A 15,718-nucleotide genomic window follows, 5' to 3' on the forward strand; every position below is an offset into this window, starting at 1 on the left:
TCATTTTCGGGCGACGATCCGATAGCCTTCGCTTTCGCACCATCGTTCCGCCTGCTGCGCGCGGGAGGTCACGATCCGCACGCTTCCGCCCGCCTCCTCCGTCCGGATCGCTCCGGGAACGGTACGCAGCAGCCATTCGGGCCTGCCTTCGCCCTGTACGAACAGGACGGACCAGGAGCTGAGCAATTCATCCTTCTCGTACATGCCCAATACCCGTCCGTAATCCATAAAGACGATATAGTCGGCAAGCCTGCGCACCTCTTCCACAATATGCGTCGCAATCAGGATCGTCCGGTCGCCGCGCTCCATATGGCGATGAAGCACGCCGATCATCTTCTTCCAGGCGATCGGATCAAGTCCGGAAGACGGTTCGTCAAGCAGCAGCAGCTCCGGCCGATGCGCCAGCGCGAGCGCCAGCTCGAACTTGCGGCGCATTCCTTTGGACATCTTGCCGAGCTTCAGCGAGCTGTCGATTTCGAACAGGCGCAGCAGCTCCCGGTAATAATTAACGTCCCAATCCGGATACCATTGCCGGACGAAAGCGGCCTTGTCTTCGGCTTTCAGGCTGTCTTCGAAGCTGTTCGTATTCTCCGGCAAGTAGCCGATTCGCCGCTTCAGCTCCACATCGTCTCCTCCGCCCACCCGCTTGCCGAGCACCGTCACCGTTCCTTTCTCCGGTTTCGCCAAATCGAGCAACAGGCGGAACGTCGAACTTTTGCCCGATCCGTTAGGTCCTACAAGCGCCGTCACATAACCGGCAGGAACTTCCAGATCGAGCGGTCCGAGCTTGAAGTGCGGACGGTTCTGCTCGACGCCGGCCATCGATATCGCGACCTTCTCTTCCATCATGGTTGCCCCCTCTCGTCGGCCCGTCATGTTTTCTCGCCAGGCAGGTGTCTGTCGTTTTCATCCCGTCTCCGGTCGGGTCCGTCCCGGGAACCCATCTTCAGCCGCAGCGCCTCCTCGAATACCGCACGCAGCTCTTCTTCGGAGCATTGGACCCGCAATCCCGCTTCGATCGCCGCTTCGAATGCCGCGATTACGGCCTGCAATCGCTGACGGTCGCGCTCGGTCCGATCGACCTTGGCTACGAATGTGCCGGTACCTTGCCGGGTGCGCAGCAACCCTTCGTTCTCGAGATCCTGATAGACGCGCCGGACGGTAATTACGCTGCACTTGAGCAGCTGGGCCAATTCCCGGATCGAAGGAAGCAGCGTCCCCTCCGCCAGCTGGCCGCTGACGATGAGCGCGCGCAATTGAACCTCGATCTGATAATAGAGCGGTTCCGCACTCTGCTCGTTAATATGAATGGGCAGCCACACAAGTCATCACCTTCTTCGTTCCCGGTCCGTTACCCGAGCAGATTGCGCTTGCGGATGCTGCCGGCGATCAAGCGGCTGCCGAACATGACGGACAACGCCGCAGCGGCGAGCGCCGAGCCGGGATACCACCATTCTCCCCTGCTGACCGAGGCTGTAAGATGTCTCGTTAATCCGATGCCGCTAAACCACAAGACAGCCACCAAAACCGCTATAATGACAAGGTAGACGCTGCAGATCAGAAAATATTTTTTGCCGCTGACCGATTGTTCCCAATAGATATATTGAATGGCCAAAGCGATGGAATAACCGATCCAGAACAGAGCGTACAGAACGAAAGGGTATAACGGCAGCGCCTGGCCTATAGCCAACGCGATAACGTACTGGGATATAAAGTAAATGAACAATACGGGGATCATCACCACGAACAGCAACAACAACCGGCCCGCCACGATCTGCGGGATCGATATCGGCATCGTTCGCCATAACGCCAGTTTCCGCGTAAAGCTGTCGTCCTTCCAATATTTCATCGTGAAGCCGCTAACCATAAACCCCATGCTCGGCAATACGCTTAGCATCATGAAATCGATCGCCCAAGTCCAACTCTCGTCCGGCTGTCCCGCGAAAAGTGCTTTGGTCAGAGGGAAGGTAACGGCTGTCAGATACACGGTAAAATAATCGTAAACATCAGCCCCATGCGATCTCGCCACAATTCATGCTTGGCGATTCGCCATCCGCCTCGCCAGTCATTCATATGCCTCACGTCCCGGTCATCATACTGTGTATATCTTTATATACAGTATAACCATGCATTTTTTTGCTGTCAACAAACGGCGAGAAAGTTCTATGGAACCGCGAACTAGGGGTTTGACCGGATCGGGAAAGCAGAGATTTGACGGAGCTTTGACGGAGATTTGATGCTGTGATGGGACTTTAATGCCGGGATGGGGCTTTGTTGCTGGGATGGGGCTTTGTTGCCGGGCCGAATCTTTCTGTGCGAAACTTTAGTCCGGCTCCAAATCGCGCACGGTGAGGAAACCGATTGATGCCAGACCAGCTTTGTTAGTTTCGGGGGCAGGCGGAACGGATCTAAAGGGAATTCCTGCAAATATACATCTTTTTTTCTATATTATCTAGTAATAACAGAAAATTCCTGCAAAAGTACATCATTCTCATGCCGAAACCTTGCGATAGAGCCGTTGAGGCTTAAAAAATTGTATTTTTGCAGCAATTTCTTCAAAATCAACCGATTTCGTCGGTAAAAGATGCATATTTGCAGTATTTTGTAATTTTGCATCGATTATGAGTTACGCGCAAATGATGAGAGCCTGGGCAAGCGCCAATAGCGAGTGCTGAAGTCGGACGAATTGCTGATGAGCGGGCCGGTTATGCAGTAAATATGGTGTTCTTATGGTATCGGTGCTGCTGCATGTGTGCCCGGACCGTATACCGTCGGGGGCGACGCGCGCAACACAATGGCCAGCATCGGCTTATCCTTGGAGGTCGAGATCTGCGGTCGGTGAAATATGGGTGACGAGACACGAGTGATGAGATACGAATGTTAAGATACGAATGTTGAGATACGGATGTTGAGATACGGATGTTGAGATACGGATGTTGAGATACGAATGTTGAGATACGAATGTTGAGATACGAATGTTGAGATACGAATGTTGAGATGCGGTCAATAAGTTACGGTAAATGGGATACGATGCGAGGGATGAGTTACGGTCGCGAGATGCGGAGATGAGTAACGGCTAATGGGATGTTGGCGATGCATTGCGGTCGATAAGTTGCGTCTGATGAGATACCGGCGATGGGACGCGAGTGAGATGCGAGTGATGGGTTGCCGGCATGAGACGCGAGGGAGTTTCGAACAATGAGTTAAAAAACAGGACGAATGCCGCGGCATCGTCCCGTCCAATCTTCCCAGATTCAATGGTCGCAATCTTAGCCAAATATGGCGTCGATAAGCGGTTTCGTATGTCCGCCCGGATACAGAATGTACAGCAGCAAATAGACCATAACGCCGGTTATCGCGGTGGCGAACCAGATTACGGCCGTCACCCTGCCCCATCGGCGGTGCTTGGCGAATTTCTCCTTGAAGGCCAGCGTCAGCGTCGTAATGCCGAATACGGCCGCGACCGTGGCGAGCACGATATGAAACAGCAGAAAAACGAGATAGAAAGGCTTCAGGCTGTCCGGTCCGCCCCACTGCGTATTGCCGTCGAAGATCGTTCTCGAGACGTATACGATAAAGAAAACGAGGGCCGCCGCTGCCGCCGCCAGCATTACTTTGCGGTGCGCCTCCAGCCGTCTCTTGGCGGCAAGCGGCCAACCGATCGCGACGAGAACGGCGCTAATGATAATGAATGATGTGCTGATCGTCGGCAAAATCAAAAAATGTTCCACTGGTATCCCACCTATATTCGCAAATGAAAATCTGGTTAATGCGCTCCGTCAGTGGCGCCCGGAAGATCGTCCTCCGTATGCTCGCGCTTGAACCAATGGCTGAAAATATAAGCCAGTATGGCCCCGTACATCACTTCCTGCACGAGCTTCATGACGATACCGCCGAGCTGCTGATCCTCCAAAGGATCCAAGATTTGAAAGAACAGAGGACCGCCGTTAAAACGGGTCAACAAATCGCCCGGGTCCCCGCTGACGCAATAGCCCATTGCGGTCGCCCATACGTTCGGGTCGTTGTACGTGCCGTACAGCGTATTGCCGGAAAAATAATGAGCGCGCACGCAGGCGTCAACAAGGCGCCATTCGCAAAAACGTAAGCCATCTTCTTCACATCGGTCAGCCGGCTCCACTCCGGAACCGGGCAAGCGATCTGCGCCCACATCATCATCGACGTGATCAACAGCACCACATAATACAAGCGATGCACCATAAAATGGGTCATCACATAGTCATGCACAAGCGGCACATGATAAATCGAAAACAGAATATTAAAAAGGAGCAGCGTCAGAATCGGATGCATCAATCCGGAAAATTTGCGCCAGAAAGGAGCTGCGAACAGTCGCCTCCAAACGAAAGCGGGCACACCAAGCAGGATAAGCGGCGGCGCAATCAGATAGGAAAGCGACATACTGACCATATGAGCGGTAAACAGAAGATGGCCAAGCAGGTCAAGCGGACCGCCGTTCGCCAGATAATAGAACAATATGCCGGTTACGAACATTACTTTTTGTTTTGTTGTCGCAGGCGCTTCGCCAGGCTCATGCTTCAACCGCCACGGCCCGATGATATAGAAATAGCCGATGACGACAGCCGCCATGAAAAAGAAAAACATCGGACTCCACAGCTCTTCAAAGCTGAAATATTCCAAACCGAGCATCTCAATCCCTCCCTTCACAAACGCAAGGAGACGTTATATTTTTAAAAAAAAGAGGGGGCCGATTGGACCCACCTCTTTTCAATTATGGATCGGCTGCTTACCACCAAACCCAATAAAGTGCCATAATGACACAGGTAAATGCGACGAAGGCACCGCCAAAATACCGATGATCGGAAACAGGTGACCGCGGTCTTTCATGTGCATCCAGAATGCCATTTGAATAATGACCTGCAAAATCGCCATCGTCACCAGCATGATGTAAATGAACGTTTCGTTCATCTCGCCGGACATGACCAGCGCAAACGCCAGCAACGTCAATACGACCGAGAAGATAAACGCGATAACATGCTTTTGGGGTCCTTCAAGCCTATGCCGTCTCGGCCGCTCTTCTGTCAGCGTATGATTGTCTGCTGCCATCGATCAGCCCACCTTTCCCATCAAGTAAACGACGGTGAAAATGAAAACCCAGACGACGTCGATAAAGTGCCAGTACATGGCCGAAACGTAAACCTTCGGCGCCGTTATGACGGTCAACCCTTTTTTCATCAGTTGCCCGATCAGAAGCGAAATCCAGCAAATGCCGAACAGCACGTGTGCGCCGTGGAACCCGACCAGCGTATAGAAGGAGGAACTGAAGGCGCTCGTCGTGAAGCCGTGACCTTCATGCACATAGTGATAAAATTCGTAGATCTCCAGAATCAGAAAGCCGAGACCGAGCAATACCGTAATGACAAGCCACGAAATAAGCTGCTTCGTTTGCTGGCGATGCATCGCCTGGATGGCGAAGACGCTCGTCAAGCTGGACGTCAGCAGGAGGAAAGTCGCAAGCGCCACGAGCGGCAGCTGGAACAGTTCCTGACCTGTCGGATTTCCTTCGCCCACCTGATGGCGGAGCGCAAGGAAGGCCGAGAAGAGAGTACCGAACAAGACGGTCTCCCCACCAAGGAAAAGCCAGAAGCCCAGAACCTTGTTGCGGCCTTCCAGGGTTGCCTTCTCGGGCTCGTGCGGCAGCTTGCCATCTGCGTGTGAATGAGCGCTCATGCTTTTACCCCCTTGCCCTGCAGTTCGTCCGGCTCAATATGGAAGCCGTGGTCATCCTTGACGGACCGGATCACCATGCAGGCAAACATGATAATGAGGCCGGCTGCGCCAATATAGTAATTGTGGTACATGAAACCGAAACCGGCAATGAACAATCCGACCGACATAATGAACGGCAGAATCGACGGAGAAGGCATATGAATCGATCCCAGCGGTTCGGCCGGCGTCATGCCTTTGTTGCCGTCCATCTTCTCTTTCCACAGCGCGTCATAACCGCGAACGAGCGGCGTTTGCGCAAAGTTGTACTCCGGCGCAGGCGAAGAAATCGCCCATTCCAGCGTGCGGCCGTCTTCCCACGGATCGTCCGCGGCATTCCGCGGTTTCGCCGCCGTAATGACGATATTGATCAGGAAGGCGACCGTGCCGATGCCCATCAGGATGGCGCCGATCGTGCTGATCAGGTTCAGTCCGTTAAAGCCGAGACCGTCCAGATAGGTCCAGATCCGGCGCGGCATGCCGAGCAAACCGAGGAAGTGCTGGACGAAGAACGTCATATGGAACCCGATGAAGAACGTCACGAACGTGATTTTTCCGATCGTTTCGTTCAGCATCCGTCCGAACATCTTCGGCCACCAGTAATGCAGGCCCGCAAAGATCCCCATAATCAATCCGCCTACGATGACGTAGTGAAAGTGCGCTACGACAAAGTAGGAGTCGTGGTACTGGAAGTCGGCCGGCGCCGCAGCCAGCATAACGCCGGTTACACCGCCCATAACGAACGTCGGAATAAATCCGATCGCGAACAGGCTGGCCGTTGTAAAGCGGATGGAGCCGCCCCACATGGTAAAAATCCAGTTAAAGATTTTAATGCCCGTAGGCACCGCAATGAGCATGGTCGCGATCGAGAACAACGCGTTCGCCACCGGTCCGAGCCCTGTCGTAAACATATGGTGAGCCCAAACCATGAAGCCCAGAAATCCGATCAGCATCGTCGCGAAAACCATCGAGCTGTATCCGAAGAGCCGTTTCCGCGAGAACGTGCAGACCACTTCGGAAATGATGCCGAAAGCCGGCAGGATCAAAATATACACTTCAGGGTGACCGAAAATCCAGAAAATATGCTCCCACAAAATCGTGTTCCCGCCATTGGCAGGATTGAAGAAATTGGCGTCGAACAGCCGGTCGAACATGAGCGCCGCAAGACCGACGGTCAGAGCCGGGAAAGCGAACAGGATCAGCGCCGATGTAATAAATACCGTCCACGTAAACATCGGCATCCGCATGAAGCTCATGCCCGGGGCGCGCATATTGATGATCGTCGCCATAAAGTTGATGCCGCCGAGCAGCGTGCCGATACCGGCAATCTGCAAACCGATAACATAGTAGTCTACGCCATGATCTCCGCTGTAAGTCGTTCCCGCGAGCGGCACGTACGAAGTCCAGCCGGCGTCGGGAGCTCCTCCGGTAAACCAGCTGACATTCAGCAGCAGACCGCCGAACAGAAAAGTCCAAAATCCGAGCGAGTTCAGAAAAGGGAATGCGACGTCGCGCGCGCCGATCTGCAGCGGAATGATCGCATTCATCAGCGCAAACAGCAGCGGCATCGCTGCCAGGAAAATCATGGTCGTGCCGTGCATCGTCAACAGTTCGTTGAACATGTCGGCGCTGACAAAGTTATTGAGCGGCTTCCAGAGCTGAATGCGAATCAGAATGGCTTCCAGCCCGCCGATCAGGAAGAAAATCCGCCGGCAATCAAATACAGAATGCCGATTTTTTATGGTCAACCGTCGTCAGCCAATCCATCAGGCCGCGGTAACGTTTAACCGGGTGTGCTGCGTGAGCCAAGGTGGGGACCTCCTTCAATCACCGATGATTTTTCTTTATTCTGTCGATCCTTAATAATCAAGCTTTAGCTCCGACAAATACTTGGCTATGCCGTCAAGCTCCTGCTCCGTCAACGCCACTTTGCCCATTCCGTTGCCGGGTTTGATTTTGTCCGGATCCTCGATCCATCTTTTCAAGTTTTCATAAACCGTACCTTCGTTAGCGTATTTCGCATCATCGGTATTGACCAATATGCCTCCAACCGTCTCCCGGCTGCCGATGCCCGTCAGGTTCGGATAGATCATGCCGCCCTGATCGCCGACCGCGTGGCAGGACAGACATTTGCTGACGAAGGCTTCTCGGACGGCAGGATCGGCAGGAAGTTCCACCGGCTCTTTCAACGCTGCGATCCAGCGGTCGAAGGAAGCTTCGTCCACCGCCTTCACCTTAAAGTCCATAAGTGCATGGGAAGGGCCGCACAGTTCAGCACATTTGCCCAAATAGACGCCCGGCTTCGGGGCTTCGAAGTACATCGTGTTCACGTTGGCGCCGGCGTTCGAGTCGATTTTGCCGGCCAGCGCGGGAATCCAGAACGAGTGCTTGACATCTCCCGATTTCGTTTCGATAGCAATTTTGGCATTGGTCGGAATGACCATTTCCTGCGCTGTCTTGATGCCGAATTGCGGATATTCGAATTCCCACCAGTATTGATGGGACGTTACGATAACTTGAACCGCGTCCGGATCTTTCGAGTAATCCTTTGACAAACCGAATACCGACTGAACCGTTGGCACGCCCAGAATAATCAGCAGGATGATCGGAATAACCGTCCAGACGATCTCCAGCTTGTGATTGCCTTCAACCTGAACGGGAATCGTATTGTCGCCGCGTCTCCGGCGGAACTTCACGATGACGTACAGAGAGAGGCACAAACGACAATGACGACAAAGGACATAATCGTAATCGCCAGTTTCATCAAACCGAACTGCTCTTCAGCTACCGGCCCTTGCGGATTTAACGCCGACAGATCCGCACGACCGCAAGCGGAGAGCAGCAGTGCCATTCCGGCGAGCAGCGGCAAGAGACGTTTTACTGCATGCCACCGATTCATCATTAATCAACCCCACTTTTTACGTTTTCACAGTTGCCCATAAACAAACCCCGCTTCATGAATGCAAGCGGTATGTAAGCGTTTTTGTGCGGTATGGCCAAAGGGAACTGTGTGGTGCGATGATGCATTTTGCCAACTTCGTACAACTTAATTACTTTACTTAATATAAAGTTGTAGTATCTATTTGTCAATGTTCGGGAAGGAGTTCACAAATTGTTCTCAAAGATGTCAAAATTGCCGATCCGGCGCGGTTTTTCCACTGCTGCGCGAATGTCGCCGAACCCTTTTCGCAGCCGCTGAAGCGGCGTCGGGACTGCCGCAGTCAGTCCCAGACTCTATCCTACATTGTGCACCATATCCATGGTCAATTATGTATCCGCCATGCACGCATATTTCGCCGGAGGGAACAAAGCCTATACGTTAAAGAAACGAAAGGGAGGCATACGGGCCATGAGGTACCGCACCACCGCGATTCTGTTATCCGTCATCATCGCGCTCGCCGCCACAACCGGGTGCAATTATGTGCGCAGAGTCCAGGACAGCGACCTGGATTACGGATCCCGCCAAAAAGGCGATCCGAAAACAATCGGCAGCAAAATGTACGGCTCAACGACGAACGACCCCCGCCAGCACGACAATCGATATTTTGAGTACAGCCGCGCGCTTTCATCGGAAGTGGCGAAGCTGAACGGCGTTGCGACCTCTGTCGTCATGCTGACGGACAAAAATGCGTATGTCGGCCTTGTGCTCGACTGGACAGCTGTCGGCACTTTGCGCAGCGGCGGGAGGGCTTCGAGGGAACAGAACAATACCGGGATGAACGAAGGCGTCTATAACGCGGATACAGGCAGTTCTTACTGGGACAACCGGAAGATGGTGACGCCTTACAATTCTTACTTCTCTGTCAATGACCTGAATCAGATTTCCGGCGAACTGAAACAAAGCGTCGCCGTCATTGTCAGACGGCTCGCTCCGGCTGTCGAGGAAGTCCATATTTCGGCCAATATGGATTTCGTCAACGAACTGGTCGAGTATGCGAAAGAATCGTGGGCGGGAAGGCCGCTTGAGCCTTATACCGAAGATTTTAACCGGCTCGTGAAATACCAGTTCGCCGGAGTCGGCGACGTTCCCGCTCCGCTGCAGCGGATCAAGGAGCGCCGAGCGGCCGGTGCCGACAAGCCAAGCATTCCGCCGCAGGAAGAAAAGACGCGCCCGAGCGAAGCGCAGCGGGCCGCCGGCGCCCAGCGCTCGTCGGCACCGGATACGCTGATCCGGACTGGCCAGCAGCAATACAAGTAGCATCGGCCTTCGCGGCCAAAACCGATTGTTCGTATTAAACAATTTCTTCATATTTTTATTGTGGCGATGTACGAATGCAAAACGGATCGTTCGGAGGCAGCTGCCTTCGAACGATCCGTTCCGATTTTTTATTCGTCTTTCAGAATCTCTTCGATTCGCTCGATCGTTTCGGCCGACAGTTCGACGCCGGAAGCCCGGGCATTCTCCCTCACCTGTTCGGGGCGGCTCGCGCCGATCAAGGCGCTCGCGACATTCGGCTGCCGCAATATCCAGGCGAGGGCAAGCTGACCGACCGTCAGGCCGATTTCTTGCGCGACGCCCTCAAGCCGCTTCACCTTCGCGATCTTGTCTTCGCTGATTTGTTTGCGCACCCAATCCAGCTTGGCAGCCCGGCTATCTTCGGGAACTTCGGTAGCAGAGGAATACTTGCCGGCAAGCAAGCCTTGCGCAAGCGGCGAATAAACGACCTGGCCGACGCCCCGCTGCTCGCAGAGCGGAATGATCTCCTTCTCGATATACCGCTCGAACATATTGTAAATCGGCTGATTGACGATGATGCGGTCCAGCAACCGGCGGTCCGCAATATTGAGCGCTTCCGTAATTTGCGCCGCCGTCCATTCGCTGACACCCGCATAAAGCACTTTTCCTTGACGGATCAAATCGTCGATCGCCCGCAGCGTCTCTTCCAGCGGCGTCTCCGGATCGAACCGGTGACAATAAAAGATATCGACATAATCGTGGCCAAGCCGTCTCAGACTGGCGTTGCACTGCTCGATAATATGCTTGCGGGACAATCCGCGGTCATTCGGGCCGTCGCCCATGACCCCATACGCTTTGGTCGCGAGCACGTAAGACTCGCGGGGATATTGCTTCAGCGCTTCCCCCAGCACTTTTTCGGCCGCGCCCCGCTCGTAGATGTTGGCAGTATCGAAGAAATTAATGCCAAGTCCATACGCGGTATGAATCGATTGCACCGCCTGCTGCCGCTCGACATAACCGCCATAGGTCAGCCAGCTGCCAAGACTGATCTCGCTTACTTTCAATCCGCTTCCGCCGAGTCTCCTGTATTTCATTTGCCACCCTCCCATTTCGATCCATCCTCTGGAACCGTAATCTTTTTATGTATATTTATCAACCTCTTTACCATTGTATAAAAGTTCGTATAATATTGAAAGAAGTGAAAGCCGTTTCATTATATTATCCTATCGATATCTACTATACTTCAGTATACTTGACACAACGAATCCTGTCAGGGAAAGGGGCCGTTCAGATGAGCAAAAGCAATCATGTGCCGAAAAATCCGTCCGTCATCGAATGCAACATCGAAAAACGTTGGACGTGATCGGCGGTAAATGGGCGTTTCTCGTTCTTCGCGAGCTGTTCTGCGGCACGAAGCGTTTCGGCGAGCTGCAGCGCCATATCCCCGCGATCAGCCCGCGTGCGCTGACCAGCACGCTCCGGCATCTGGAAGAGAAAGGCGTGCTGGAGCGCCGCGTATACCCGACCGTTCCGGTCACCGTCGAATATACGCTGACGCCGAAAGGGCATGATTTGCATCCGATCATCCACCAGATGAAGGTTTGGGCCGCCCGTTGGACGTAAGACGGGCGCGCCCGGCAGCGGGTCGGCCTGCGCGTTATGGCCGGGCTGATATTGCGCCGGTTCATTCATCTTGACAGCGTTCCGCTTGCGTACGGCAACGCCCGGTTTCGTCCGGTTCAGCCTCTATCCGTTCTGCTGTTATGCTGCAGGATCCTGCGACGGGATCCGGCGACACTCCTCCCGATATGCGATATTGTGCCCTTACGGTACGCTAACCCCTCTTTTCAACAATACCCATATAATTACAAATAAATCATTTTGAGAAGTAATCATCGTTCTTTGGAAAGGAAACAAGTTCATTGTTTACTATAGAACAGGATAAAAGTCATAAGACTTTAATCCTTTCGATTTCATGCTGAGAATATTCTCATTTATTTTTTAGAAATGCGTATAATCGCTGGAATGGAAAGGTTTTTTGTCTCATAGGAAAAGGCTTACAGGTTCCGGTTATGGTAAGGTAGTACTAGAAACTTGCAAGTTCAAGATATATCAGGAAAGGATGGGAGAACTTTCTCATGAAATGGAATCGTTTGGTAAAATTATTCGCGGCGACTGCACTCGGTCTGTCTATCGCTTTCACTTCGGCTGTCCCGGTAATGCCGGCACAACAAGCGAGCGCAGCCAGCAGTTCAACTGCTTCAAAATAGTATCGACAGCGAAAAAATATTTGGGAACCCCGTACCGGTTCGGCGCGTCAACCAGTACGACCCGTTATTTTGATTGCTCGTCATTCGTGAAGCATGTCATGAAGAAAGCCGCGGGCATCAACCTCCCCCGCACGTCGAAGGCACAATCCAAAGTCGGCAAGTACGTGTCCAAAAGCAACCTGAAGGTTGGCGACCTCGTATTTTTCTATTCGCCGATCCATCATGTCGGCATCTATATCGGAAACGGCAAAATCATTCACACTTATGGCGATCCGGGCGTGACCATCAGCACGATCAAATCCGGCTGGTGGAGCAAAAATTACACGACCGCCCGCCGCGTCCTGTAAAGGACAAGCTTGGCACGCGCCACATGTATACGCATAAAGAGAAGGAAGTCCGCCGGATGGACTTCCTTTTCTTATGCAGCCAGCTGTCTGCAGGCTGTCGTACCGAAATCGATGATTGCCTCACATGGACGCCCGTATCGTTTTGGATCCGTGTCGAAGATGAAACTACCGCTGAAGCGGCAGCCATTCGAGCACCCGTCTGATTTTCATATCCCAATAGCCCCACTCATGGCCCCCCGGCTCTTCTTCGTATGTCAGGTCGAGTCCGAGGGAGCGGACATGGTCGCGGAACCGGATATTATGGCTGTACAGGAAATCTTCCGTACCGCAGCACTGGAACAGCTTCGGCCTGGGTCCGCTAGAGCGGGACAGACGCTCGGCCAGCGCGAACAAATCGTTGTCCGATCCGCGCACCTCTTCGCCGCTGCCGAAGATGCGGCGGTATTCCGCCTGGCTCATCGTGACGCGGTCCGCATCAAGCTCCGCGACATCGAGGGCGCCCGACAGACTTGCCGCCGCCGCGAACAGGTCGGGACGCCGAAGACCGAGCTTCATGGCGCCGTATCCCCCCATGGACAAGCCGGCGACGAAATTCGCATCCCGCGCATCCGACAGCGGGAAGAACGAGCGGGCGAGCGCCGGCAGCTCTTCGCTGACGAACGTCCAGTATTTGGCCCCCTGTACCGCGTCGGTATAGAAGCTTCTGCCGACGGCCGGCATGACGACCGCCAGGCCGTATTCTGCCGCATAACGCTCGATCGAGGTGCGGCGCATCCATATCGTATGGTCGTCCGACAGCCCGTGCAGCAAATAGAGCGTCGGATGCCTGTCGGCTGACGCCTTTCCTTCCATGCCGATCTGCGAACGGGTCTTCTGCGGCACAATGACGTTCATCGATACGGACAGGCCGAGCGTTTCGGAAAAGAAATCGCACTGCATGAAAGCCATGTTCTCATCTCCCTTTCATGAACCGAATATCCCCATTGTATCCGATATCCCGGACCGATTGAAACAAAGCTTGATCGCGCAAGCGGCCAAGCGGCGCGGCGGCCGACGGCCGACGGTTGGCCGGACAAGGCAAAAAAGGCTGTCCGGACATCAAAACCTGTTGCCGGACAGCCTGTTGCAGCAAAGCCATATTTACATTAAGCGCGTTTGTTGAACGTGTCGGTCAGCACCGGCACGATTTGCGATTTGCGGGAGACGACGCCTTTCAGCACCGCTTTGTTGCCGTCCAGCTTCACATTGTAGGCTTGCTCGACAGCATCGGCGGCACGGCCGAGGGCCAGCCCGATCGAATCGTTGTTCAGAATATCCGTTACGACAAACAGGAACAGATCGAGCTGTTTCTCCTCAATAATCCGGGAGAGCGCGGCCTCGATTTCCGCCTGGCGTGAAAGCACGTCGTTCGTATCCACGGCGTTCACCTGAGCGATCTCGACTTTGGCGCCTCCCATCTGGAATTCCTTCGAATCGAGGGAAATCAGCTCGGCTACCGTCTTGTCGCTCAGGTCGGCGCCGGCCTTCAGCATTTCGAGACCGTACGCTTCGGCATCGACGCCGGCGATTTCCGCCAGCTCGCGGGCAGCCGCCACGTCTTCTTCCGTGCAGGTCGGCGATTTGAACAGCAGCGAGTCGGAAATAATCGCGGACAGCATCAGGCCGGCGATCTGCTGCGGAATGGCGATTCCGTTCTCCTTGTACAGCTTCTTCAGAATCGTCGCCGTGCAGCCGACCGGCTCGGCGCGGTAGTACAGCGGACCGCTCGTCTCGAAGTTGGCGATCCGGTGATGGTCGATGACTTCCAGCACCTGCACTTTATCGATATCCGAAGCGCTTTGCTGACGCTCGTTGTGGTCGACGAGAATGACGCCTTTCGCTTCGTTGGCAACCGTCTCGACGAGACGCGGCGCCTCCGCCTTGAACTTGTCGAGGGCGTATTGCGTCTCGCCGTTCACGCTTCCGAGGCGAACGGGCTCGACGTTTTGGCCCAGCCGGGTTTTCAGATCGGCGTATGCAATGGCGGAACAGATCGAATCGGTGTCCGGATTTTTGTGACCGAAAATCAGAACTTTTTCCATGATTGAACTCCTTTATCGCAAAATTTACACCCTCAATTATAGCGTGAAACTGATATTATTCCCATCCCTTTAATTGAAGATTTTGCGGGCCGCTACATGACGATGCTCGCCGGCTTCTTCGTATACCGGTTCGCATAGGCGGAAGCGACGTACGAATCGGGCTTGACGCGCGGAACGTACAGTCCCGTCGATTCGACGCGATTGATCATCTCCTGCACATACAGCGACGTTTTGTTCACGATCGGCTCGGTGCCGGCGTCGATGTCGATATACGTCTGCAGCATCGCCCCCTGGTAGACGTACGGCAGCAAAGCCTCTTCCATCCTGCGGATAAAGTCCTCGTCGAACCATTGTGCCACCTGCTGCGAGAATGTCGTCTCCAGCGTCAGCTTCTCCCGGATGGAGGTCAGCTCGCGGGGAATAACCGTCTGCCGGTAGCAGGCCCACGCGCCTTTGCCCAATCGGTGAATGACAACGCCCGTCGCGAACTTCGTATGGCTCCGGTGCACCTGACTGTCCGTTCCGATCGCAAACTGATAGGAGGCTTTGGGGTCGCGCTCGATAAACCGTATAATACGTTCCTGCACATCGGTAACGGTCATGCCGCTTTCGCTTAAATTTTGAAATCGCAATGGTCTCACCCCGTTTTCGTATGCACGCCATATGCTCCTAGTATGCGTTGTATGCGCTGCGGCAAGCATAATCGAGTATGCCGCCCCAGGCAGTTACGAAAAAAAACGGCCCGGACACGGCGTCCCCCCGCCAACAAGGCAGGATTGCATCCATGTCCGGGCAGCAACGCCGCTCGTCCATCGTTCTATGACTCGCAACACGGTCATGACAGGCAGCCTCTTCAGCGTCTCACGCCTTGCCGAAGCGCAATCGGCATCGCTGTCTTGGGCAAGGATTCCCGAGACATGGCGGCAGTGCGGCGCACAAGGGGCGCCACAGCTTATGTGCCGGCCGGTCTGCCGGAACACCGACGACGAAGCGAACATGTGATACGACTGAAGCATAGCTGTCCCTTCCTTTCCCGGGTGCGGTCTTGAGGATCGGATTGATGCGGACCTTTCCTCTCCCGGCGGATCGAGTAGGAGGGGG

At 54.2% G+C, this 15,718-nt stretch carries 10 protein-coding genes and 6 pseudogenes; 3 read left to right on the forward strand and 13 right to left on the reverse strand.

The annotated features are described in order from the left end of the window. The 9 genes and pseudogenes from PACILC2_RS14070 to coxB all read right to left on the reverse strand — a co-directional run bounded on the left by PACILC2_RS14070 (position 1) and on the right by coxB (position 8,644). On the reverse strand, positions 1 to 849 hold the full coding sequence (locus PACILC2_RS14070; protein WP_244863511.1) for an ABC transporter ATP-binding protein: 849 nt from the start codon (positions 847 to 849) through the stop codon (positions 1 to 3). 23 nt (positions 850 to 872) lie between these two features. Beyond that, entirely contained in the window at positions 873 to 1,322 is a 450-nt protein-coding gene (locus PACILC2_RS14075) for a GntR family transcriptional regulator (protein ID WP_062495642.1), read from the reverse strand. 29 nt (positions 1,323 to 1,351) lie between these two features. Further along, positions 1,352 to 2,029 carry a hypothetical protein gene (locus PACILC2_RS14080; protein WP_213529206.1) on the reverse strand — a complete coding sequence of 226 codons (678 nt, stop codon included), beginning with the start codon at positions 2,027 to 2,029 and terminating at the stop codon, positions 1,352 to 1,354. Between the two features lie 1,240 nt (positions 2,030 to 3,269). Next, positions 3,270 to 3,731: a DUF420 domain-containing protein gene (locus PACILC2_RS14085; RefSeq protein ID WP_062495646.1), complete on the reverse strand. Its 462-nt coding sequence runs from the start codon at positions 3,729 to 3,731 to the stop codon at positions 3,270 to 3,272. Between the two features lie 35 nt (positions 3,732 to 3,766). Then, a pseudogene (gene ctaG, locus PACILC2_RS14090) lies at positions 3,767 to 4,665 on the reverse strand (cytochrome c oxidase assembly factor CtaG). Between the two features lie 97 nt (positions 4,666 to 4,762). Beyond that, positions 4,763 to 5,082 (reverse strand): annotated as a pseudogene (locus PACILC2_RS14095) (cytochrome C oxidase subunit IV family protein). A 3-nt stretch (positions 5,083 to 5,085) separates the two neighbouring features. Continuing rightward, entirely contained in the window at positions 5,086 to 5,706 is a 621-nt protein-coding gene (locus PACILC2_RS14100; RefSeq protein WP_062495652.1) for a cytochrome (ubi)quinol oxidase subunit III, read from the reverse strand. After that, positions 5,703 to 7,551, reverse strand: a pseudogene (ctaD, locus tag PACILC2_RS14105) (cytochrome c oxidase subunit I). The gene PACILC2_RS14100 and the pseudogene ctaD overlap by 4 nt, the downstream one beginning before the upstream one ends. Before the next feature lie 50 nt (positions 7,552 to 7,601). Next, positions 7,602 to 8,644, reverse strand: a pseudogene (gene coxB / locus PACILC2_RS14110) (cytochrome c oxidase subunit II). Positions 8,645 to 9,091: 447 nt separating this feature from the next. On the opposite strand from coxB, the gene PACILC2_RS14115 reads away from it, so the two are divergent. Beyond that, a complete protein-coding gene (locus tag PACILC2_RS14115) occupies positions 9,092 to 9,940 on the forward strand; it encodes a hypothetical protein (protein ID WP_145977287.1) in 849 nt (282 codons plus the stop codon). A 128-nt stretch (positions 9,941 to 10,068) separates the two neighbouring features. Here PACILC2_RS14115 and PACILC2_RS14120 read toward each other — a convergent pair whose 3' ends face one another. Continuing rightward, the gene (locus PACILC2_RS14120) at positions 10,069 to 11,013 is read right to left on the reverse strand and encodes an aldo/keto reductase family protein (protein ID WP_062495658.1); all 945 of its coding nucleotides are present in this window, start codon (positions 11,011 to 11,013) and stop codon (positions 10,069 to 10,071) included. A gap of 197 nt (positions 11,014 to 11,210) precedes the next feature. On the opposite strand from PACILC2_RS14120, the pseudogene PACILC2_RS14125 reads away from it, so the two are divergent. Both PACILC2_RS14125 and PACILC2_RS14130 read left to right on the forward strand, forming a co-directional pair. Beyond that, positions 11,211 to 11,542 (forward strand): annotated as a pseudogene (locus tag PACILC2_RS14125) (winged helix-turn-helix transcriptional regulator). A gap of 515 nt (positions 11,543 to 12,057) precedes the next feature. After that, positions 12,058 to 12,536, forward strand: a pseudogene (locus tag PACILC2_RS14130) (C40 family peptidase). A gap of 165 nt (positions 12,537 to 12,701) precedes the next feature. On the opposite strand, the gene PACILC2_RS14135 reads toward PACILC2_RS14130, so the two are convergent. The 3 genes from PACILC2_RS14135 to PACILC2_RS14145 all read right to left on the reverse strand — a co-directional run bounded on the left by PACILC2_RS14135 (position 12,702) and on the right by PACILC2_RS14145 (position 15,219). After that, entirely contained in the window at positions 12,702 to 13,484 is a 783-nt protein-coding gene (locus PACILC2_RS14135) for an alpha/beta hydrolase (RefSeq protein WP_062495664.1), read from the reverse strand. 197 nt (positions 13,485 to 13,681) lie between these two features. Then, positions 13,682 to 14,617, reverse strand: coding sequence for a manganese-dependent inorganic pyrophosphatase (locus tag PACILC2_RS14140; RefSeq protein ID WP_062495666.1), 936 nt, complete (start codon positions 14,615 to 14,617; stop codon positions 13,682 to 13,684). Between the two features lie 92 nt (positions 14,618 to 14,709). Beyond that, on the reverse strand, positions 14,710 to 15,219 hold the full coding sequence (locus PACILC2_RS14145; RefSeq protein ID WP_372447132.1) for a ribonuclease H-like YkuK family protein: 510 nt from the start codon (positions 15,217 to 15,219) through the stop codon (positions 14,710 to 14,712). Positions 15,220 to 15,718: the final 499 nt, after the last annotated feature.

The sequence above is a fragment of the Paenibacillus cisolokensis genome, assembly GCF_018403665.1.
Classification (GTDB): domain Bacteria; phylum Bacillota; class Bacilli; order Paenibacillales; family Paenibacillaceae; genus Paenibacillus_AH; species Paenibacillus_AH cisolokensis.